The organism is Streptomyces sp. NPDC049970, assembly GCF_040660235.1.
In the GTDB taxonomy this organism is placed as follows: domain Bacteria; phylum Actinomycetota; class Actinomycetes; order Streptomycetales; family Streptomycetaceae; genus Streptomyces.
Window position 1 is genome coordinate 13949 of the sequence record NZ_JBFALP010000021.1, and the last position, 20321, is coordinate 34269.

At 72.8% G+C, this 20321-nt stretch carries 17 protein-coding genes; 7 read left to right on the forward strand and 10 right to left on the reverse strand.

What is annotated here, in order from left to right; translation table 11 throughout:
• The first annotated feature begins 58 nt into the window (after positions 1-58).
• Positions 59-1294 carry a CaiB/BaiF CoA-transferase family protein gene (locus AB0I83_RS27245; protein WP_363306503.1) on the forward strand — a complete coding sequence of 412 codons (1236 nt, stop codon included), beginning with the start codon at positions 59-61 and terminating at the stop codon, positions 1292-1294.
• 10 nt (positions 1295-1304) lie between these two features.
• Here the strand turns inward: AB0I83_RS27245 and AB0I83_RS27250 are convergent, their stop codons facing one another.
• Together AB0I83_RS27250 and AB0I83_RS27255 are read right to left on the reverse strand one after the other, a co-directional pair.
• Complete coding sequence (locus AB0I83_RS27250) at positions 1305-1568, reverse strand: hypothetical protein (protein WP_031099622.1); 264 nt, start codon at positions 1566-1568, stop codon at positions 1305-1307.
• Between the two features lie 317 nt (positions 1569-1885).
• The gene (locus tag AB0I83_RS27255; RefSeq protein ID WP_363306504.1) at positions 1886-2692 is read right to left on the reverse strand and encodes an SGNH/GDSL hydrolase family protein; all 807 of its coding nucleotides are present in this window, start codon (positions 2690-2692) and stop codon (positions 1886-1888) included.
• 296 nt (positions 2693-2988) lie between these two features.
• Between AB0I83_RS27255 and AB0I83_RS27260 the strand changes: the two genes are divergently transcribed.
• Positions 2989-4083 carry a DUF5925 domain-containing protein gene (locus tag AB0I83_RS27260; protein WP_356536066.1) on the forward strand — a complete coding sequence of 365 codons (1095 nt, stop codon included), beginning with the start codon at positions 2989-2991 and terminating at the stop codon, positions 4081-4083.
• Positions 4084-4102: 19 nt separating this feature from the next.
• Here the strand turns inward: AB0I83_RS27260 and AB0I83_RS27265 are convergent, their stop codons facing one another.
• The gene (locus AB0I83_RS27265; protein ID WP_363306505.1) at positions 4103-4477 is read right to left on the reverse strand and encodes a GntR family transcriptional regulator; all 375 of its coding nucleotides are present in this window, start codon (positions 4475-4477) and stop codon (positions 4103-4105) included.
• Positions 4478-4570: 93 nt separating this feature from the next.
• Here AB0I83_RS27265 and AB0I83_RS27270 point away from each other — a divergent pair, with 93 nt between their 5' ends.
• Together AB0I83_RS27270 and AB0I83_RS27275 are read left to right on the forward strand one after the other, a co-directional pair.
• Positions 4571-5491, forward strand: coding sequence for a GNAT family N-acetyltransferase (locus tag AB0I83_RS27270; protein ID WP_363306506.1), 921 nt, complete (start codon positions 4571-4573; stop codon positions 5489-5491).
• Positions 5472-6041: a DUF402 domain-containing protein gene (locus AB0I83_RS27275; protein ID WP_363306507.1), complete on the forward strand. Its 570-nt coding sequence runs from the start codon at positions 5472-5474 to the stop codon at positions 6039-6041. The genes AB0I83_RS27270 and AB0I83_RS27275 overlap by 20 nt, the downstream gene beginning before the upstream one ends.
• 47 nt (positions 6042-6088) lie before the next feature.
• Here AB0I83_RS27275 and AB0I83_RS27280 read toward each other — a convergent pair whose 3' ends face one another.
• From AB0I83_RS27280 to AB0I83_RS27295, 4 genes are all read right to left on the reverse strand, one after another.
• Complete coding sequence (locus AB0I83_RS27280) at positions 6089-7567, reverse strand: methyltransferase domain-containing protein (RefSeq protein ID WP_363306508.1); 1479 nt, start codon at positions 7565-7567, stop codon at positions 6089-6091.
• 34 nt (positions 7568-7601) lie between these two features.
• Positions 7602-9089 (reverse strand): tripartite tricarboxylate transporter permease, encoded by a 1488-nt coding sequence (locus tag AB0I83_RS27285; protein WP_363306509.1) that lies wholly within the window; start codon positions 9087-9089, stop codon positions 7602-7604.
• A 3-nt stretch (positions 9090-9092) separates the two neighbouring features.
• The gene (locus AB0I83_RS27290; protein WP_356536079.1) at positions 9093-9638 is read right to left on the reverse strand and encodes a tripartite tricarboxylate transporter TctB family protein; all 546 of its coding nucleotides are present in this window, start codon (positions 9636-9638) and stop codon (positions 9093-9095) included.
• 86 nt (positions 9639-9724) lie between these two features.
• Entirely contained in the window at positions 9725-10708 is a 984-nt protein-coding gene (locus tag AB0I83_RS27295; protein ID WP_356843506.1) for a tripartite tricarboxylate transporter substrate binding protein, read from the reverse strand.
• A 90-nt stretch (positions 10709-10798) separates the two neighbouring features.
• On the opposite strand from AB0I83_RS27295, the gene AB0I83_RS27300 reads away from it, so the two are divergent.
• From AB0I83_RS27300 to AB0I83_RS27310, 3 genes are all read left to right on the forward strand, one after another.
• Entirely contained in the window at positions 10799-11539 is a 741-nt protein-coding gene (locus AB0I83_RS27300; protein ID WP_363306510.1) for a response regulator, read from the forward strand.
• Between the two features lie 128 nt (positions 11540-11667).
• Entirely contained in the window at positions 11668-13242 is a 1575-nt protein-coding gene (locus AB0I83_RS27305; protein ID WP_356843502.1) for an alkaline phosphatase D family protein, read from the forward strand.
• Positions 13243-13395: 153 nt separating this feature from the next.
• Positions 13396-14418 (forward strand): lytic polysaccharide monooxygenase, encoded by a 1023-nt coding sequence (locus AB0I83_RS27310; protein WP_363306511.1) that lies wholly within the window; start codon positions 13396-13398, stop codon positions 14416-14418.
• A 43-nt stretch (positions 14419-14461) separates the two neighbouring features.
• On the opposite strand, the gene AB0I83_RS27315 is transcribed toward AB0I83_RS27310, so the two are convergent.
• The 3 genes from AB0I83_RS27315 to AB0I83_RS27325 form a co-directional block, all read right to left on the reverse strand.
• Positions 14462-15346, reverse strand: a complete 885-nt coding sequence (locus AB0I83_RS27315; protein ID WP_363306512.1) for an alpha/beta fold hydrolase — start codon at positions 15344-15346, stop codon at positions 14462-14464.
• Between the two features lie 298 nt (positions 15347-15644).
• Positions 15645-16643: a hypothetical protein gene (locus AB0I83_RS27320; RefSeq protein WP_363306513.1), complete on the reverse strand. Its 999-nt coding sequence runs from the start codon at positions 16641-16643 to the stop codon at positions 15645-15647.
• On the reverse strand, positions 16640-20221 hold the full coding sequence (locus AB0I83_RS27325) for a DNA polymerase III subunit alpha (protein WP_363306514.1): 3582 nt from the start codon (positions 20219-20221) through the stop codon (positions 16640-16642). Before AB0I83_RS27325 ends, AB0I83_RS27320 begins: the two co-directional genes overlap by 4 nt.
• Positions 20222-20321 lie beyond the last annotated feature (100 nt).

Consider the following 20321-nt stretch of genomic DNA (forward strand, 5'->3'; position numbering starts at 1 on the left):
CCGCCGTCCGCGTGCCCGGGGTGACAGAACGGCCGCGCACACGGTAAGCACGCTGCTCATGAGCAGCAGCACACAGCCCCTCCCGCTGGACGGCGTCACGGTGGTGGCGGTCGAACAGGCCGTCGCCGCACCCTTCGCGACCCGTCAGCTCGCCGACCTCGGCGCGCGGGTCGTCAAGATCGAGCGTCCGGACGGCGGTGACTTCGCGCGCGGCTACGACACGGCGGCAGGAGGCCTCGCCTCGCACTTCGTCTGGTGCAACCGGGGCAAGGAGTCCGTCGCCGTCGACCTGAAGGATCCGCGCGGCCTGGACGTGGTGCTCCGACTCGTCGCCGGAGCAGACGTGTTCGTACAGAACCTGGCGCAGGGGGCGGCCGCGAGGCTCGGCCTGGACGCCGCCTCGCTGTGCGCCGCGCATCCCCGGCTCGTGGCGGTGGACATCTCCGGATACGGCGCGGACGGCCCCTACGCGCACAAACGGGCCTACGACATGCTCGTCCAGTGCGAGGCGGGCCTGGTGTCCGTCACCGGGACACCGGAGCAGCCGGTGAAGGCGGGGGTGCCGGCCGCCGACATCGCGGCGGGGATGTACGCGTTCTCCGGTGTGCTCGCGGCCCTGCTCAGGCGGGCCACGACGGGACTCGGGGGCCCGGTGGAGATCTCGATGCTGGACTCGCTGGCCGAGTGGATGGGGCACCCGCTGCACCACGGGATGCACGGGGGCGAGCCCCCGGTCCGTACGGGGCTCGCGCACGCGGTGATCGCCCCGTACGACGCCTACGCCACGGCGGACGGGGAACAGCTTCTGCTCTCCGTGCAGAACGACCGGGAGTGGCGCCGCCTCGCGGAACAGGTCCTGGAGCGGCCTGGGCTGGCCGACGATCCGGACTTCGCGACGAACACCTCGCGTACGGCCAACCGGGAGCGGACGGACGCGGTGGTGGGCGGTGCGCTGGGGGGACTGACCGGCGGGGAGGCGCTCGCCAGGCTGGACGCGGCGGGCATCGCCTGCGCGAGGCTGAACACGGTGGCGGACGTGGCCGCCCACCCTCAGCTGGCGGCACGGGACCGGTGGCGGGAGGTCGCCACCCCGGTCGGCGCGTTGCGGGCCCTGCTTCCCCCGATCACGCTGCCGGGCGGGGCGCCGGCGCCGATGGGTGCCGTACCGGCGCTGGGGGAGCACACCGACGCAACGCTGCGTGCCCTGGGGATGACGGAAGGGCAGACAGCAGCACTGCGCCGGGACGGAGTGATCGTGGACGCGGCCCAGGGCGGAGGGCCGGACCGGTCGTGACAGCCGTCGGTCAGCGGCGGCTGCCCAGGAGCGAACGCCGCAGTCGCCGCAGCGGGGCGAAGAGCGAGACACGCGCGCTCCTGCTCCTGCGGGTGTGCGCCGCGTCGCGCGAGGTGAGCTCGAGCATCAGCAGCGTCGCCTCGGCGGACTCGCGCTGCGGGACGGCGGGGCCGCCAAGCACTGCGAGATGGCGGTCGAGGCGCGAACTGGTCGCACCGCTCCCGCATGTGATGGCAGGCACACGCGGCCTGCTCCGCACCGTTATCTGTTCCATGTCACTCCCCACCCGTACGAGGGCACCCGGCCCGGGCAGGTTAACCCTATCGTCCCGCGATGACACTCGTGTATCCCGGCCGAAGGATTGCACTCCCGTGTACGGGTGTTGACGGCCCGTTACCGTGACCGGCCGGTCGCGGAAGGGCTTGGGCACGACCGGCCGGGACGGCGCGGTCCCGCCGGGGAGGCGGCCCCGGGTGAGGGGGCCGCCTCCCCGGCGGACGGCCGGGACGGCGCGCCGCGCGGCCGGAGCACGGCGGGCGGCCCTCCGAGCCGCCGACCCTTCGAACTCCTTGTAGGGCCTTCGAGCCGCTGTCAGGCCTTCGAGCTGAGGACGGGCAGGTAGCCGCCCGACTGCCCGGCGGCGGTGGGGTGGTAGGACTCGCCGATGTTGAGCCAGTTCACACTGTGCAGCCAGGCGCTGCCCGAGCAGATCTCGTGCCCGGTGAAGGTCGAGGCGACGTCACCGAAGGTGAAGCCGTGGTCGGCCGCGCGCTTGGCGGTGGCCGCGTTCAGGTAGTCGGAGGCGCTGTTGATGGCGGTGCGCTCGTTCTCGCTGAGTCCGGCGATGCAGCTTCCGCCGAGCTTGTAGAAGCGGGGGTAGCCCAGGACGACGACGCGGGCGGAGGGCGCCTTGGCGCTGATGGCCGAGTAGACCGAGTCGAGCTTGCCCGGGAGGGTCGAGTCGACGTAGGCGCGCGCGGTGGCGATCCGGCTGAGACAGGTGGACTCGGACTGCAGGACGCAGGTGGTCATGACGTCGGCGAAACCGGCGTCGTTCCCTCCGATGGAGATCGAGACGAGATCGGTGGCGGAGCTGAGGGGACCGAGCTGACCGGCCGTGACATCACCGGTCCTGGCGCCCGAACACGCGGTGAAGGCGAACGACGCGGGGTTGTTCGCGGCCTTCCAGAGGGCCGGGTAGGCGCGGGTGCTGCGCTTGCAGTCGCCGCTCGCGCTGTCGTAGCTGCCGGCACCCACTCCCGACGAGTACGAGTCACCCAGGGCCACGTAGTCGACGGCCGCGGCCTCCTGGGCCTGAGCGACGCCCACACCGGCCAGAGCGAGGACGGAGCCGAGCAGGAGAGAGGACGAGAACGCCACGAGTCTGGATATTTTCATGGGACCTCCTTGGGCAGGATCTCTGCCTACTACGTAGTAGCAGCACCGGCCGCAATTCCGGAAGTGTCCATGCCAAAAAGCTTCAACAAGCGCTGTTCGCAGCCCTTCCGACGCGACGTCATCCCAAAACCGACATCAGGTACGCCGGGTGGCGAAGTCCCCCGCGGGGATCGTCCTGGCGGGACGGGTCCGGCCAGGACGATCCCCGCGGGGCCTTCGCCCGAACGGGCCACCAGCCCCCGGCAGCTCGCGAAACCCGGGTGCGTGCGGTGCCGCCGTGGCGGATCATGTGCGCCATGTCTGCCAACCCCGAGTCCGCGCTGCCGATCCGGCTCAACGTCGATGACAGCGACTCGCCGTCCGACGTCGTGGACGCGCTGTTCCTGGGCCGCTTCGCGACGGGCGAGCAGCCCTTCTCGCACAGCTCCTCCCTCGACCGCGTGAAGTCGGGGGCCACTCTGCTGCCTTCCGCGGCCAAGGTGCTCCGGGCCGCCAGAGACGACGACCGGAGCGCGACACTCGCCGAGGGCGACGGCTGGACGGTGCTGGTGTCGCGGTGGAACCGCGGCGCCGACGTCACCGTGACCGCCGCGACCCCCGAACTCGCCGAGAGGATCCTCTCCGAGGCGACCGACGGCGCGCAGGACGAGCCGGAACCGCAGCCCGACAACGTGACCATGGGCTTCTGGTACGTCTCCCCGCGGCGTGGCCCGCACCGCACCACCCGGCAGATCGCCGCAGGCACCTGGGACGAGGTCCGGCCCAACTACACGGCTCCGGTGGCCGATGCCATGGACCGGCTGATGAAAGTCACCCCCGACGACATCTCGGGCCGGCTCCTGCTGCTGCACGGGCCGCCCGGCACCGGCAAGACGTCCGCGCTGCGTACCCTCGCCCGCTCCTGGCGGGACTGGTGCCAGGTCGACTGCGTACTGGACCCGGAGCGGCTGTTCAACGACGTCGGCTATCTGATGGACATCGCCATCGGTGAGGACGACGGTTCGGCGAAGGGGCGGTGGCGGCTGCTGCTCCTGGAGGACTGCGACGAGCTGATCCGCGGCGAGGCCAAGCACACGGCCGGTCAGGCGCTGTCCCGGCTTCTCAACCTGACCGACGGTCTGCTGGGGCAGGGGCGCAACGTGCTGGTGGGCGTGACGACCAACGAGGACCTGGAGCGGCTGCACCCCGCCGTCGTCAGGCCGGGCCGGTGCCTGGCCCGCATCGAGGTGGGCTCGCTGACCCGCGCGGAGTCGGTGTCCTGGCTGGGCAGCGAGGAAGGGCTCGGCAGGGAGGGCGCCACCCTCGCCGAGCTGTACGCGCTGCGCCGGGGCAGCGGCCCCGCGTCGGTACCGAAGCAGGACGCGGGGACGGACGCCGGGCTGTACCTGTGAGCCGCCGGGCCCGCGTGCGCTATCGCGTGTAGGCCGCCCGCACCGCGTCCTCGGCCACGGCGAGCGCCTCGGACCTGGAGAGGCCGAGGCGCCGCGCCTGTTCCGCGTACTCCTGCGCCGCCGTCGCCGCGTGACGGGACGCCGCGTCACCGGCGGCGGCGACGAAGGTGCCGTTGCGGCCCCGCGTCTCGATCACGCCGTCGGCCTCCAGCGCCCGGTACGCCTTGGCGACGGTGTTGGCGGCGAGGCCCAGTTCCCCGGCGAGGCCCCGCACGGTCGGGAGCCGGTAGCCCACGGGCAGGGCTCCCGAGCGGGCCTGTTCGGACAGCTGGGCGCGCAGCTGCTCGTACGGGGCGGTGGCGGATTCCGGATCAACGGCGATCTTCAGGGTCACCCGCCGATTCTCCCCCACCACAGGTCCCGGCAGCGGCCCCGCCGCCGGAAATCCGGAGGCGGCCGGGTCCGCCCGGCGCGTACGGTCCCGCACATGACGCTACTGGTGCGCGACTTCCTTCCCGCCGACGCGGAGGCCTGGGTGCGGGTGCGCCGTGCCGCGCTGCCGTACATGGTGACGACTCCGGAGGGGGTCCTCGGAGACCTCGCCTCGGCCCATCCGGACCGGCGCCTGCGGCTGCTGGTCGCCGAGCAGGACGGTGAGCTGATCGGGACCGCCCAGGTGGGCATCGCCCACGAGAGCCCGAAGCCGGGCCAGGGCTTCTGCAACCCGTACGTCCGTCCGGACAGGGTGGGGCGGGGTGCGGGTTCCCTGTTGCTCAGGAGGGGCGAGGAGCACCTCGCCGACGCGGGTGCGACCGAGGTCTACTCCTGGGTGCTCGACGAGCCGTCCAACCGGGCCTTCGCCGAGAAGCGCGGGTATGCGCCACGCCGGGCCGCACACTTCCTCCGCCTCGATCTGGCGAACGGGCAGCTCCCGCCCCTTCCGGATCCGCCCGCCGGGGTCGGGCTGCTGAGCGGCGCCGACTTCGAGGACGATCCACGCCCGCTGTTCGAGGCGGACGCCGAGGTGACCGCGGACGAACCGAGCGACGTGACGGCGGAGTTCGGCGACTACGAGGACTGGCTGGCCACTACCTGGCGGCGGCCGGGCTTCGACCGCGCGCTCACGACGGTGGTGACGGTGGACGGGCAGGTCGCGGCGTTCAGCGCGGCGGAGACCGACGGTCGCACCCGCTACTGGTCGGCCATGACCGGCACCCGTCGCGCCTACCGCGGCCGCGGGCTGGCGAAGCTCGCGAAGTGCGACTCGCTGCACCGGTCCCGGGCCGCCGGATTCACGGACGCGTACACCGGCAACGACGCGGGCAACGGCCCGATGCTGGCGGTCAACCGGTGGTTCGGCTACGAGGTCTGCGCCACGGAGGTACGACATGTCCGAAGCCTCGGCTGACGCCGCGGCCACCCTGACGGTGGCGCTGGTGAAGGCGGGCCGCACCAAGATCCGTTACCCCGCGCAGCGGGTCCACGACGACGGGACGCGGATCACCGTCCTGGCACCGTGGGCGGCCCCGGGTGCCAGGGACTTCGGGTTCGTACGGTTCGAGCCCGGGGACGTCCTGACGGAGCACTACTGGCGGGACAGGTGGTACGCGGTCAAGGAGGTCCGCACCGGCGGCGGGGAGCTCAAGGGGTGGTACTGCGACATCACCCGGCCCGCCGTGCTCCGGGGCGCCGAGCTGCTCGTCGAGGACCTGGACCTCGACCTGTGGGTGTCCGCGGACGGCTCCGCCGTACTCCGGCTGGACGAGGACGAGTTCGCTGAGAGCGGTCTGGCGGGCCTGGACCCGCAGGCGGCGGAGGCGGCCGTGCGGGCCCTGGACGAGCTCGAACGACTCGCCCGCACGGACGGCCTCGCCGCACTCACCGGCGGGCGGTACTGGGCGGGTCCGGAGGTCACCGCCGGAGGCGGGAGTGCCTCCGGGCGGACGCGGTCCGGGTGAGCCGAGGGCCGTCCCGTCGTCCGTGGCGGATCGGCGCGGCGTCGCCCTCAGGGCGCGACCAGCTCCACCTCGTATCCCGCCGCGTTCTCCAGGTACGCCGCGTAGTGCCCGCTGCCGCCGGCGTACGGATGGCTGTCCGGGAAGAGCAGCCGCCAGCCGTGACCGGGGGCGCGCGCCACCAGGGCGTCCAGGGCTGCGCGGTCCCGGACATGGAACGCCAGGTGGTTGAGGCCGGGGCGCAGCCGGTCGTGGGTGTCCCGCGTCAGATCCGGTGACCGTTCGACCACGACATAGGTGTCGCCACGCCGCCAGCTGCGGCCGTGCGCCCACCGCTGGTACGGGACGTGGCCGAGCTCGCCGAGGAGCCAGCCCCACTGCGCCTCGGCCTCGGCCAGGTCGGGTGCCCACAGCTCGATGTGGTGCAGCCGGCCGGTGGGGGCCGGGGCCACCGGCAGCGGAACGGCCCGGCGGGTCCCGTCCGGGGTGTACTCGACGGAGTCGCCGTCCTCGTGCCAGTGGATCAGGAAGCGCTCCTCGGCGCGGTACCCGTCGAGCCCGGCGCGGCAGTACGCCACCATGTCGTCCGGCAGTGCGTCCAGCGGGAACCAGGCGAGCTCGGAGCACTTCTCCGGTTCCGCGTTGCGGGGCGGGCGCGCCGGGTCGTACTCCGCCTCGAAGAACCAGCCCATACGCGGGTTCCCGCCCGGTCCTCTGTGCTGCATGACCAGGGCCACCCGGAGCTCGTCCGGGTCGAGGGCGACGCCGATCTCCTCGGCCGTCTCACGGATCACCGCCTCCCGGACGTCCTCGCCGTCCTCCGCGTGGCCGGAGGGCGCGTGGAGCAGCCCGTCGGCGTATCCCGTCCCGGCCCGCCGGGCGAGCAGCACGTCCGGGCCCCTGCGCAGGATCAGGTGGACATCGACGACCTCGCGGTGCCTGCGGGGCGGCTCCAGGCGGGCCACCAGGGTGTACCGCTCGTCGTCGACCTCCCCGCCCCAGAGCAGTGCGTCCCCGGAGAGGGGCTCGTGGTGGATGCGCTCCGTGTGGGGGGTGAGCAGGGCGGTGAGGCGGTCCGCGGAGAGCCCCGTCCCGCCCCACACCCCTTCGATCAGGACCAGCCTGCCGCCCGGCCGCAGCAGGGAGACCCAGTGGCGCAGCACGGCCTCGGGGTCGGGCAGCAGCCACATCACGTGCCGCGCGAGGATCACGTCGAACCGACGGCACCCGACCGGGGGCCGCTCGGCGTCGCCGACGAGCACCTCGGTACCGGTCCCGGCTAGCTTGGCCCGTGCCTGCTCGACCATGCGCGGCGACCGGTCGACGGCGGTGATCCGGTGCCCCTGGCCCGCGGCGAGGAGGGACAGGCTGCCCGTGCCGCAGCCGAGGTCGAGCACCTCGGAGCGCGTGGTGGGCAGCCAGGTCTGCATCCGCTGTGCCCAGGCGCCGCGGACGACCGGATCGAGGAGCCCGTGGTCGGGCTCCTCGTCGAAGGAGTCGGCGGCGGCGTCCCAGTCGGTCGTGGTCATGGGACCGATCCTGTCAGCCGCCACCGACAGTCCCTCAGCGCCGAGGTCGCACCACCAGCTTCCTCACCGGTGGCCACAGCAGGATCAGCGCGACGACGGCGTACACCGTCACCGAGAACGGGGTGTTGACGAGACCCGTCACACTGCCGTCGCTGATCTGCAGGGCGCGCCGCAGCTGTTGCTCGGCGGACGGGCCGAGGATGACGGCGATGATCGCGGGCAGCACCGGCAGCCCGTACCGCCGCATCCCGAAGCCGATCACTCCGATGACCAGCAGGATCACCAGGTCGACGGCCTCCCCGCCGACCGCGTACGCGCCGACGGCGGCGAAGAAGAGGATGCCCGCGTAGAGGTAGGGGCGCGGGATCCGCAGGAGCTTCGCCCACAGCGGTGCCAGGGGCAGGTTCAGCGCGAGCAGCAGGACCATGCCGACGAACAGCGAGGCGATCAGGCCCCAGACCAGCTCGGGTTCGCGCTCGAACAGCAGCGGGCCGGGTTGGATGCCGTACTGCTGGAAGGCGGCCAGCATGACGGCGGCGACGGCCGTGGTGGGCAGGCCGAGCGTGAGCATGGAGACCAGGGTGCCCGCCGCGGAGGCCGAGGCCGCCGACTCGGGGCCCGCGACGCCTTCGATGGCGCCCTTGCCGAACTCGTCGCGGTGCTTGGAGAGCCGCTTCTCGGTGACGTACGACAGGAACGTGGGGATCTCCGCGCCGCCCGCCGGTATCGCCCCGAACGGGAAGCCGATGAGGGGGCCGCGCAGCCAGGACTTCCAGGTGCGCCGGACGTCGTCCCTGCCGAGCCAGGGACGGCCGACGGGTATCGGCTTCCCGCTGGAGCGGCGCAGATGGGCGGCGACCCAGAGGGCCTCCCCGATGGCGAAGAGCCCGACGGCCACGATCACCACGTCGACGCCGTCGGCCAGTTGGAGGGAGCCGAACGTCAGCCGCTGCTGTCCGGTCATCTGGTCCAGGCCGACGAGGCCGATGGTGAGACCGATGAGCAGGGAGGCGAGACCGCGGATCCGTGAGGAGCCGAGCACGGAGGTGACGGCGATGAAGGCCAGCACCATGATGGCGAAGTAGTCGGGGGCGCCGATGTCCACGGCCAGCGAGGCCACCGTCGGGGCGAGGACGACCAGCAGGATCGTGCCGATCATGCCGCCGGCGAAGTGGCCGATCGCGGCGGCGGCGAGCGCCTGCGCACCGCGTCCCGCCTTCGCCATCGGGTTGCCCTCGATCGCGGCCACCACGGCCGCGCTCTCCCCCGGGGTGTTGAGGAGGATGGAGGTGGTGGAACCGCCGAACATCGCGCCGTAGTAGATGCCGGCGAACATGATGAAGGCCCCGGTCGGTTCGAGTCCGTACGTCACCGGCAGCAGCAGTGCCACGGCCATGGCCGGACCGATGCCCGGGAGCACGCCGATCGCCGTGCCGAGCAGGACACCGATCGCGGCCCAGAGCAGGTTGACCGGCGTGAGCGCAGTGCCGAAGCCGTCGATGAGGGAGTTGAGGGAATCCATCGGTCAGAGCACCCCCATCAGCGGGCCGCCCGGGAGGGGCACCCCGAGCAGGTTGTCGAAGACGAAGTAGGTCGTCAGGGAGAGCCCGGCCGCGATGAGCGGATCGCGGTCGTGGTGGCGGCTGCCGAGCGCGTACGCCGAGCCCCAGAAGAGGAGGGCGCCGGAGATGGGGAAGCCGAGCGGGCCTATGAGGGCGGCGAAGGCGAGGAAGACCGCGGTGAGCAGGGCGACGGTACGCCGGTCGGCGGGTTCGTCGAGGTCGACGTCCTCGCCGGCCTCCGCCTCGCCGCGACCGCCGCGCAGGACGTCGACGGCCAGCAGTACGGCGACGACCAGCAGCCCGACGCCGACGGCGACCGGGACGGTCCTGGGACCGACCGGGCCGCGCTGGGTGATGTCCACGCTCATTGTCAGGGCGTCGGTCAGCACGAGGACGCCCAGCACGAGCAGCAGTACGCAGACGCCGAGTTCGGAGTGCTCGCGCAGCCAGGAGCGTGCGGTGCCGGACCGGGAGGGGGCGCTACCGCCGCTCGCGGCCTCGTCGCTCACGGTCCTGCCGCCCCCGCCCGTGTCGCGCGCGGTCTCGTCGCCCGCGGTCTCGTCGCTGACGCCCTTGTCGCGCGCGGTCTCGTCGCTCACAGTCCCAGCTCCTTGAGGACGGTGGCGACACGACGGTCCTGACCGTCCAGGAAGTCGCCGAAGTCGTCACCGGTGAGGAAGGCGTCGTCCCAGCCGTTCTTCCGCATGGACTCGCGCCACTGCTTCGAGTCGTGCAGTTCACTCACCAGCCCGACGAGCTTGTCGCGCTCCGCGTCGGAGAGCCCGGGCGGGGCGACGATGCCGCGCCAGTTGGTGAAGTCGGTGTCGAGACCGGCCTCGCGGAGGGTGGGCGCGTCGAGGCCCGGGACCCGCTTCGGGCCGGTGACGGCGAGGAGGCGCAGCTCACCGGCCTCGATCTGGTCGAGGTACTCGCCCACTCCGGAGACACCGAAGCCGACCTTGTTGCCGAGGATCGAGGCGAGCAGTTCGCCGCCGCCGTCGAAGGGGATGTAGTTGACCTGCCTGGGTGCGATCCCGGCGGCCTTCGCCATCAGCATCGGCGCCAGGTGGTCGGGCCCGCCGGGCGATGACCCGCCGCCGACCGGGATCTTTCCCGGATCCTTCCTCCACGCGGTGAGCAGCTGGTCGATCGTCCTGTACGGGGAGTCCTCGGCGACGACGACGATGTCCTGCTCCTCGGTGAGCCGGGCGATCGGGGTGGTGTCCGCCAGGGTCCTGGGCGAGTTGTTGGTGCGGACGGCGCCGACGACCCCGAGCCCCATGGACATCGCGAGCTTGCCGTTGCCGTGCTCGGCGACCAGCCGGGTCACCCCGACGGTGCCGCCCGCGCCCGGCAGGTTGAACACCTCGATGCCATGGGTGAGTCCGGCGTCCTCGGCGTTCTTCGCCGCGGTGCGCGCGGTGATGTCGTATCCGCCGCCGGGTGTGTTGGGGACCATGAAGCGCAGTCCGGGAATCTGCGTGCCGGTGTCGGAGCCGCTGCCGGTGGAGAGCAGCGGTGGCCCGACGGCCACCAGCAGCGCTGCCCCGAACAGGGCGAGTGGAGTGCGCAGTCGCACCGGGTGCCGCCTTTCGGGCTTTACGTGGACGGGTGTGAGGTGGCCCACATGCTGCCCGCGCGTCGAGCGGCTGTCGCCGTTCCGGAACCAATGGACGTTGTGGTCGTTGTGGTCGCGCCCTACCGTGTCGGCGTGACGAAAGTGCTGGTGGTGGACGACGACTTCATGGTCGCGAAGCTGCACAGCCGTTACGTGTCCGCATTGGACGGTTTTACGGTCGTCGGGGTGGCCCACACGGGCGCCGAGGCCCTGCGCGCGGCGGGCCGGCTGCGTCCCGATCTGGTCCTGCTCGACGTCTTCCTGCCCGACATGGACGGCATCCAGGTGCTGCGGGAGCTGCGCGCTGCGGAGGAGCGGGCCGGGGGCACGCACAGCGCGGACGCCCTCTTCATCACGGCGGCGCGTGACGCCGGGGTGGTCCGGGCGGCTCTGCGCGCGGGCGCCCTGCACTATCTGATCAAGCCGTTCCACCGTTCGGCGCTGCAGGAGCAGTTGCAGCACGTGGCCTCGCTGCGCAACCGTCTGGACGCGTTGGACGAGGCCCGGCAGGAGGCCCGCCAGGAGGACGTGGACCGCATCTTCGGCACGCGCCCTCCGGGCTCCCGCGAACTCCCGAAGGGTCTGGCCGCGCACACGGCGGAGCTGGTGGAACGCGTCCTGCGTGAGCACCCGGCGGGCCTCTCGGCCTCCGAGTGCGCGGAGGCGGGAGCCCTGTCCCGGGTCAGCGCGCGCCGCTACCTCGAGTACTTCGCGGAGACCGGACGGGCCGAGGTGTCACTGCGGTACGGAGGGACGGGGCGGCCCGAGCGCCGCTACCGGGCCGTGTCCTGAGCAGCTCCGCGGCCGCTTGGCCGCGGTGTTCACGTACCGCTCGGCGCCCGGCCACGCCCTGCGCGTGAGCATGACATCCACCCCCGGCAGCGTGTCCGGCGTCGGCACAGAGCTACCGAGGAGGACCCGTGGTCGCACAATCCGTGTCCCGCAGGCAGATGTTCGGATTCGGCGGGGCCACGGCCGCCGCTCTGATGCTCGGGACGGGGGCGTGGGAGGCGCAGTCCGCGTTCGCCGCACCCGCGCTGAAGGGCGACCCGTTCACCCTGGGTGTCGCCTCGGGCGATCCGACGTCGGACGGCGTGGTGCTGTGGACACGCCTGGCACCCGATCCCTTCGCACAGGACGGCCTCGGCGGAATGCCGGCGAAGCCCGTCCGCGTCGCGTACGAGGTCGCGGCCGACGAGCGGTTCCGCCGCGTCGTGCGCCGGGGCAGCGTCGTCGCGAGCCCCGAACTGGCGCACTCCGTGCACCCGGAGGTGCACGGGCTCGCCCCCGACCGCACGTACTGGTTCCGCTTCCGGGCGGGCTCGGCGGTCTCCCCGGTCGGGCGTACGCGCACGACCCCGGCGCCCTCGGACTCCCCGCGCCGGCTGAAGTTCGCCTTCGCCTCCTGCCAGGCCTGGCAGGACGGCTACTTCACGGCGTACCACCACATGGCCCAGGAGGACCTGGACCTGGTGGTGCACCTCGGTGACTACCTCTACGAGTCCGGGGTCAGGACGAACAAGCGGGGCGTGAGCACGGACCCGAAGTTCCACACCGAGACCGTGGACCTCGCCCGCTACCGCCTGCAGTACGGCCTCTACAAGTCGGAGGCTCCGCTGCGCGAGGCGCACGCCGCCTTCCCGTGGATCATGACGTTCGACGACCACGAGGTGGAGAACAACTGGGCGGACGAGACCTCCGAGAACGACGAGGACCCGGCGACGTTCCTGCTGCGCCGGGCCGCCGCCTTCCAGGCCCTGTACGAGCACGCGCCGCTGCGCCGCGCGCAGTTGCCGAAGGGGCCCGACGTACAGATGTACCGCAGGCTCCCCTACGGCAGGCTCGCCGACTTCACGATGCTCGACACCCGGCAGTACCGCGACGACCAGGCGTGCGGTGACGGCACGTCGGCCGACTGCGCCGAGCGCTTCGACACGGACCGCACCCTGCTCGGGGCCCGTCAGCGGGACTGGGTCCTCAAGGGCTTCAGCCGCTCACCGGCACGCTGGCAGATCCTCGGCAACCAGGCCCCGATGGGCCAGACCGACCAGGACCCGGGCCCCGGCACGACGGTCTGGACGGACCCGTGGGACGGTTACGTCGCCGAGCGCAACCGGCTCCTCGCGGAGGCGGGCACCCGCGGTGTGCGCAATCTGGTCGTCATCACGGGCGACCGGCACCAGAACTACGCGTGGGACCTGAAGCGCGACTACTCCGACCCGGAATCGGCGACGGTGGGTTCGGAGTTCGTGGGGACCTCGGTGACGAGCGGCGGCGACGGCGCGGACATGACGGCCCAGGGCGAGACCCTCCTCGCGGCGAACCCGCACATGAAGTTCTTCAACAGCCGGCGCGGCTACGTGCGTGTGACGGTGGAGCGGGAGCGCTGGACGAGCGACTTCCGGGTCCTGCCCTTCGTGACGAAGCCGGACGCGGGCATCAGCACACGCGCCAGCGTGGTCGTGGAGGACGGCACCCCCGGAGTGCAGGTCTGAGGCCCTCGGCGGGGGCTTCCTGAGCCCCCGCCTAACCACTCCTTAAGGGCGCCATAACGATCACCACCTGCGGCTTCTCACACCCGGATCCCCTTCCGGCGGCGGCTAGTTTGCTGATCACCCAGACGTGTCCGCCGAAGGAGAACCACCACCATGGCCGTCATCACCACCGCCCGCCGCAGGGTCGCGGGAACCGTCGTCGCACTCGGCGTCGCACCGCTCGCGCTGGCCGGGCTCTCCGCCGCTCCGGCCGCCGCCCACGGTTCGCTGAGCGATCCGGTGAGCCGGGTCTCCGCCTGCTTCGCGGAGGGGCCGGAGAGCCCGCGGTCCGCGGCGTGCCAGGCGGCGGTGGCGGCGGGCGGCACCCAGGCGCTGTACGACTGGAACGGGGTGAACATCGCCAACGCCGCCGGCAACCACCGCGAGCTGATCCCGGACGGCAAGCTGTGCAGCGCGGGCAACGACAAGTTCAAGGGGCTCGACCTGCCGCGGGCCGACTGGCCGTCCACGCCCATGGAGGCGGGCAGTCACACCTTCCGGTTCCGGGCGACCGCTCCGCACAAAGGCTCGTTCGAGCTGTACCTGACCAAGGCGGGCTACGACCCGACGCAGCCCCTGAAGTGGTCGGACCTTCAGGAGAAGCCGTTCGCCGAGGCCACCGACCCGACGCTGGTGGACGGTTCGTACGTCTTCGACGGCGCCGTGCCGCAGGCGTCGGGGCGGCAGTTGGTCTACACGGTCTGGCAGCGGTCGGACTCCCCCGAGGCCTTCTACGCCTGCTCCGACGTGGTGTTCGGCGGCCAGGGCGGTGCGAGCGGTTCCGGTTCCGTCGAGGCCGCCCCGGCGCCGGAGGCGTCCGCCCCGTCCGAGGCGGACATCGACGAGGGTGCCGGCAAGTCCTCCGTCGAGCACGCCGGCCACGGTGACGACGACGCGGCCACCGGTGCCGAGGTCACCGAGGCGGCTCCGGCTCCCGAGGCCACGGAAGCCTCGGCGAACGCTCCGGAGCCCAACGGCGTCAGCGCCTCGCCCGCGGGCGACGTCCTCGCCGAGACGGGTGGCAGCGCGGCCACCTCGTACCTCACGGTCGGCGGGGCCGCCGCGCTGGCGCTCGGCGCGAGCGCCCTCTTCGTCTCGGTCCGCCGACGGGCCGCCGGCGGCGCGCACCGTCGCTGACCGGACGGCTGCCGGACCCCGGCGCGGGGTCCGGCAGCTCGTCTCAGCCGACGGCCGAGGCGCAGGTGGTCGGCGTGGCGTGCGCCGGGTCCAGGGCGTTGACCACCTCGTGGAAGGCGATCCGGTCGATGGTCCCGATCGCGACGTGCTCGGACAGGTCGACCGGGCACAGGTCCTGGAGCAGGACGTTGCGTACGTTCGGACCGCTCAGGTACTGCGTGCGGTACGGGGTCACGACCTCGTCGAACTTGGTGGCGATGACGGTGTAGCGGACCCCGGGCACGGTGTCGCCGCCCGCGTTGAGCTTGGTGATGAAGGCGGATCCCGCGACCTGGTCGGCGAGACCGGGGGTGTTCATGGTGAGGAGGTCCTCGACGCCGGGGAAGTACGGCAGCAGCCGCGTGAGGCCGAGGAGTGTGGTGCCGTGGTTGTCTGGGGCGATCCCGACGAGGGCGTTCACCTTGGCGGCGCCGCCGAGGAACTTCAGGTAGTAGTTGGGCATCATGCCGCCCTGGGAGTGGCCGACGAGGTCCGCCTTGGCGGCGCCGGTGGCGCCGAGCACCTTGTCGACGAACACGTCGAGCTGTCCGGCCGACTTGTCGATCGGACCGAGGCCGTTGAAGAGCGGGACGCCCGGGAGCTGGCCGTAGTCGAGCGAGAAGACGCAGTAGCCCCGGTTGACGAGGTACGGCGCGAGGACCAGCCAGTTGTCGATCGAGTTCCCGAAGGTCCCGTGGACCAGGACGACGGGGCGGGGATGAGCTGCGGAGGGCTTGCAGGAGTAGTCGTTCCAGCCGCGTGAGGGTGCGGCGGCCCCGGTGGTGGCGGCGTTGGCGGTCACCGTGGGGGCGGCGACGAGCGCGGTGAGGGTGAGGAACAGGGCGGCGAGCGTGCGGCGTGCGCGTGGAGGGCGGGTCCAGGGCAGCATCGGGTGGTCTCCTTGCGGCTCAAGGGAGTTGTGATGTCGGTGCGCCCTGCGGTCCGGACCACAGTGAAGTGCTTTTTTCAACGTGCTCATGCCAAGTTACGCATGGGTAAGGTTGTGAGGGAAGTTACGCGTCGGTAAAAAGTTCCGAGCGGGCGGCACGAGGTCGGGCAGACGGCCCGCACGAGGTCGGCCGGGCGCCGACCCGGCGTCGGGCACACGGCCCGCACGACGCCGGGCACGCGGCACCACGACGCCAGGCACACGACCAGCACGACATCGGACGAGCGGCACCACGACGTCAGGCGGCGAGCCGCCCCGGCTTCACGGCCTGCGGGCCGAACCTGGCGCGCAGCCGGTCGGACACCGCCTCGATCCGCCGCGCCCGCTCGTCCACCGGGTCGAAGGTGAGCTGGTGGGAGGCCCCTTCCGCACCGTGCAGCCCCTCCGCCCGCAGCCCGATCCCCCGCACCCGCGCGCGCTGCAGGGCGAAGGAGTCCTGGATCCGGTACGCGAGCGCGGTGAGCGCCGCCGAGTGGGCGGTGGGCTCCTGGAGCGTACGACTGCGGGTCAGCGTCGAGTATCCGCTCCGGTCGGCGTAGCGCACCGAGACCGCGAGGGAGCGGCACACCTGCCCGTCTCCGCGCAGCCTGGCCCCCAGCTCCTCGGTGAGCGAGAGGAGTGCGCGTCGGTGCCGCCCGGGGTCCAGTTCGTCCCGGGGGAAGGTGCGTTCCGCGGCGACGGACCGGGCGGCGGCGTCGGATACGACCCGCGTACGGTCGATGCCGTTGGCCCGCTCCCACAGTTCGCGCCCGGCCCGCACCCCGGTGATCCGCTGCAGGGTGGCGAGCGGTGCCGCGGCGGTCCGGCCGATGGAGTCGAGTCCGTATCCGCACAGGGTGCGCGCGGTCGCCGCCCCGACACCGTCCAGGGCCGCGACGGGTTTGGACGCGAGGAAGCCGGCGGCCCCTCCCGGGGGCACCACGAAGGTGGTCCCGGGTGCCGCCTGCCGCGCCGCCATCCGGGCCAGCATGGGGTTGGCCGCCGCCCCGATCGCGCAGTCCACCCCGTGCAGGGCGAGGGCACGCACCCGGATCACCGAGGCCAGACCCGTCACGTCCTGCCCGAAGTAGCGCAGCGCGCCGCCCACATCGGCGAGCGCGGCGCCGGGCGGGGCCGCCTCGACGACCGGGGTGAAGGCCCCGAGGAGGGCGAGCAGTCCCTCGTGGTCCGCACTGTCCGGCAGCCCTCCGCCGATCCGGCGGAACCGCAGGTACAGGACGGTCGGTTCGTCGCTCATCCGGCACTCCCCGGGCTCCGGTGCCACAGCTTCCTTCCGGTGGGCGCTCCTTCGCCGGGCGGCTGGAGGTCGGCCCAGGGGTTCATCTCGTAGCCGGTCGGCAACTGGATGCGGCGGCCGGGCTCCTCGCCCTCCGCCCCCTCCTCCTCGGCACCCGGCACCTCCGCCAGCCGCGCCGCGACGGCGTCGAGACCGCCGGTGCGCCGCAGTTCGGCCAGCTCGGCCAGGTTCCAGGCCGCGGACCCGACCACGCTCATGCTGCGGGGGCCGCGCCGCTGGACCACCCCGCGCACCAGCAGCAGCCAGGAGTGGAAGACGGTGTGCGCGCAGGCGGCGTGGCTGTCGTCGAAGAAGGCCAGGTCGACCAGGCCCGTACCGTCGTCCAGGGTGGTGAAGATGACCCGGCGCCCGGAGCGGACCGGTGGGGTCTGGGTGGCCGCCTTGGCGCCCGCGACCAGCACGGTCTCCCCGTGCCGTGCCTCCCTCAGCCGCTTGGCGGATACCGCGCCCAGCTCCTCGAGGAAGGCGTGGTGATCACCCATCAGGTGGCGTGAGACGTCCATGCTGAGCACGCCGAGCTCGGCGCTGAGACGTTCGGCGTCGTTGAGGTCGGGCAGCCCGATCGTGCCGGTCCGGTGTCCGCCGCCGAGCGGGAGCTGGGCACCCGCCGCGCCGGAACCGGAGCCCCGCTGGGCACGGTGGAGCTCGGACAGGTGCAGCAGCAGATCCCGGCGGTTGGCGCCGAAGGCGTCGAGCGCGCCGACCTGCGCGAGCCGTTCGGCGGCGGGCTTTCCGGGCCTGGCCCGCTGCCAGAAGTCCAGCAGGGACGCGTAGGGCTGTCCGGCCTCGATCCGGGCCACCTCGGCCCCGCTGATGCCGTGGACGTCCGAAAGGGCAAGCCTCAGGCCCCATTTGCCCCCACTGTCACCAGACACCAGTTCGATTCGATGGGCTGCCGCCGACAGGTTCACGTCCAGCGGCAGCACCGGGACCCCGCGCCGCCGCGCGTCCGCGAGCAGCAGGCGCTTCGGATACATCCCCGGGTCGTGCGTGAGCAGCCCGGCGTAGAAGGCCGCCGGGTGGTGCGCCTTGAGCCAGGCCGACTGGTACGTCGGCACGGCGAAGGCGACCGCGTGCGCCTTGCAGAAGCCGTAGCTGCCGAACGCCTCGATGATCTCCCAGGCGCGGGCGATCACTTCGACGCCGTACTTCCGCTCCGCCGCCCGCCCCGCGAACCAGACCCTGATCCTGTCCTGCGACCCGGGATCGGAGAGCCCGCGCCGCACCCGGTCGGCCTCGCCGCGCCCGCAGCCCGTCATGATGTCCACCATCTCGATGATCTGTTCGTGGAAGACGACCACGCCGTAGGTGCCCCGCAGGGCCTCCTCCAGGTCGGGATGCGGATAGCGCACGGGGGCGCGCCCGTGCCTGGCCTCGATGAACGGCCGCACCATGTCGGCGGCGACCGGACCCGGCCGGAACAGCGAGATGTCGACCACCAGGTCGTGGAAGGTGGCGGGCTGGAGCCGGCCGACCAGATCGCGCTGTCCGGGTGACTCGATCTGGAAGCAGCCCAGCGTCTCGGCGCTCCTGATCAGCCGGTACGTCTCCGGGTCGCCCTGCGGCACGGCGTCCAGGTCGACCTCCCGTCCCGAGGCCCGCTTCAGCTCGGTCACGGCGTGCGCCATCGCCGACTGCATCCGCACTCCGAGCACGTCCAGCTTGAGCAGCCCGAGGTGCTCCACGTCGCCCTTGTCGAACTGGGACATCGGGAAGGGGCCGCCGCCCGTGCCGTCGGGGCCGTGGGGGATCTCGCCGCTGGTGGGCACGACCGGGGTACGCCGCAGCAGCGAGGCGTCCGAGAGGAGCACCCCGCACGGGTGCATGGCGATGCCGCGCGGCAGTGCGTCCAGCGACTCCACCAGGTCCCAGAGCCGGCCGTACCTCTCCTTCCGCCCCGCCACGGCGCGCAGTTCGGGCAGTTCCTCCATGGCGGCGCGGGCGTCCCTGGCCCGGATGTGGGGGAAGGCCTTGGCGAGCCGGTCGGTCTCGGCCGGGTCCATGGAGAGCGCGGCGCCGACGTCGCGGATGGCGTGGCGCACCCGGTAGGTCTCCGGCATGGAGACGGCCGCGACCCGCTCGGCGCCGAAGCGGCCGATGATCGTGCGGTAGACGTCGAGACGGCGGGCGGACTCCACGTCGATGTCGATGTCGGGCAGGACGAAGCGCCGCTTGGACAGGAAACGCTCCATGAGCAGCCCGTGTTCGAGCGGGTCGGCGTGGGCGATCCCGAGCAGGTGGTTGACCAGGGAACCGGCACCGGAGCCGCGCGCCGCGACCCGTATCCCCATCCCCTTCACGTCGTCGACGACCTGAGCGACCGTCAGGAAGTAGGTGGCGAAACCGTGGTGGGCGATGATGTCCAGCTCGTGGTGCATCCGCTCCCAGTAGCCGCGGCTGCGGTCGTAGCCGTGCCGCACCATGCCGGCGGCGGCGCGTGAGGCCAGCACCCGCTGGGCGGTGCGCCGCTCCGCTCCGACGAGATGCGGCTCGGGGAAGTGGACGCTGCCGAGGCCCAGGTCGTCCGACGGGTCGACGCGGCAGGCGTCGGCGGTGTTCCGGGTCTCCGCGAGCAGCCGCTCCCCCGCGCCCTGCCCGAGCCCCGCGGCGGAGGCGATCCGCCCGGCGGTCTCGCGCATCGCGCGGGCGTCCTTCAGCCAGCGCTCCCCGGTGTCGAGGGGGGACCGCCGCGGATCGACGGGCACGAGCCTGCGGGCCGAGTCGAGTACGTCGGCGACCGGGCCCTGCCCGGGATCGGCGTAGCGGACGGCATTGGTCAGCACGGCCCGCACCCCCTGCTCGGCGGCGAAGCCGACGGTGCGCGCGGCGAGCCGCAGCGATCCGGGCCCGGTGCCCTCACGGCCGTGGTGGACGGCTTCGAGGCGCAGGGCGTCGCCGTAGACCTCCCGCCAGGGGGCGAGCAGCGCGGCGGCCAGGTCGGGACGGCCGGCGGCCAGCGCCGCACCGACCTCGGAGGCGGGCCCGAGCAGCACGGTGAGCCCTTCGGCGGGCAGCGCGGACCGGGCGAGCAGAGGCCGCCCGGCGCCCGGCGGTCCGGCATCCGGGGCGCGGGCGTCCAGGGCACGGGCGTCCGGGGCGTGGGCGGCGGTGACCAGTCGGCACAGTTCGGCCCAGCCGAGTGCGCCGTCGCGGGCGAGGAAGGTGACCCGGGGTGCGGATTCATCGACGAAGGCACCTCCGCGGGCCGGGGTGCGCGGCCGGCGGGAACGCACCTCTCCCCCTCCCGGCCGCCGCGCCACCGCGAGCTCCACCCCGAAGAGCGGCCGTATCCCGGCCCCCTCACAGGCCCTGGCGAAGCGCACCGCGCCCGCGAGGCTGTCGCGGTCGGTCAGCGCGAGGGCGCCCATACCCCGCTCGGCGGCACGCTCGGCCAGCCGCTCCGGGTGCGACGCCCCGTACCGCAGGGAGAACCCGGAAACGGCATGCAGATGCGTGAACCCTGACACCCGCACCTCCTGGACCGATCCGTACTCGCCACCCCCCTCGCTCTCCACCATAGACCAAGCTTCGAACATTCGTACGATAACCGAGGCGCGGCGACCCTTGCGCCATTCGGCCCGGCCCCACCTGCGCGAACGCCGGACTCCCCGGACCGTG

What these genes read in the sequence shown, in the direction of transcription:
- AB0I83_RS27245 (WP_363306503.1), top strand. Translation starts at nt 59, where the DNA reads ATGAGCAGCAGCACACAGCCCCTCCCGCTGGACGGCGTCACGGTGGTG.
- AB0I83_RS27250 (WP_031099622.1), bottom strand. Translation starts at nt 1,568, where the DNA reads ATGGAACAGATAACGGTGCGGAGCAGGCCGCGTGTGCCTGCCATCACA.
- AB0I83_RS27255 (WP_363306504.1), bottom strand. Translation starts at nt 2,692, where the DNA reads ATGAAAATATCCAGACTCGTGGCGTTCTCGTCCTCTCTCCTGCTCGGC.
- AB0I83_RS27260 (WP_356536066.1), top strand. Translation starts at nt 2,989, where the DNA reads ATGTCTGCCAACCCCGAGTCCGCGCTGCCGATCCGGCTCAACGTCGAT.
- AB0I83_RS27270 (WP_363306506.1), top strand. Translation starts at nt 4,571, where the DNA reads ATGACGCTACTGGTGCGCGACTTCCTTCCCGCCGACGCGGAGGCCTGG.
- AB0I83_RS27275 (WP_363306507.1), top strand. Translation starts at nt 5,472, where the DNA reads ATGTCCGAAGCCTCGGCTGACGCCGCGGCCACCCTGACGGTGGCGCTG.
- AB0I83_RS27280 (WP_363306508.1), bottom strand. Translation starts at nt 7,567, where the DNA reads ATGACCACGACCGACTGGGACGCCGCCGCCGACTCCTTCGACGAGGAG.
- AB0I83_RS27285 (WP_363306509.1), bottom strand. Translation starts at nt 9,089, where the DNA reads ATGGATTCCCTCAACTCCCTCATCGACGGCTTCGGCACTGCGCTCACG.
- AB0I83_RS27300 (WP_363306510.1), top strand. Translation starts at nt 10,799, where the DNA reads ATGGACGTTGTGGTCGTTGTGGTCGCGCCCTACCGTGTCGGCGTGACG.
- AB0I83_RS27310 (WP_363306511.1), top strand. Translation starts at nt 13,396, where the DNA reads ATGGCCGTCATCACCACCGCCCGCCGCAGGGTCGCGGGAACCGTCGTC.
- AB0I83_RS27315 (WP_363306512.1), bottom strand. Translation starts at nt 15,346, where the DNA reads ATGCTGCCCTGGACCCGCCCTCCACGCGCACGCCGCACGCTCGCCGCC.
- AB0I83_RS27320 (WP_363306513.1), bottom strand. Translation starts at nt 16,643, where the DNA reads ATGAGCGACGAACCGACCGTCCTGTACCTGCGGTTCCGCCGGATCGGC.
- AB0I83_RS27325 (WP_363306514.1), bottom strand. Translation starts at nt 20,221, where the DNA reads ATGGTGGAGAGCGAGGGGGGTGGCGAGTACGGATCGGTCCAGGAGGTG.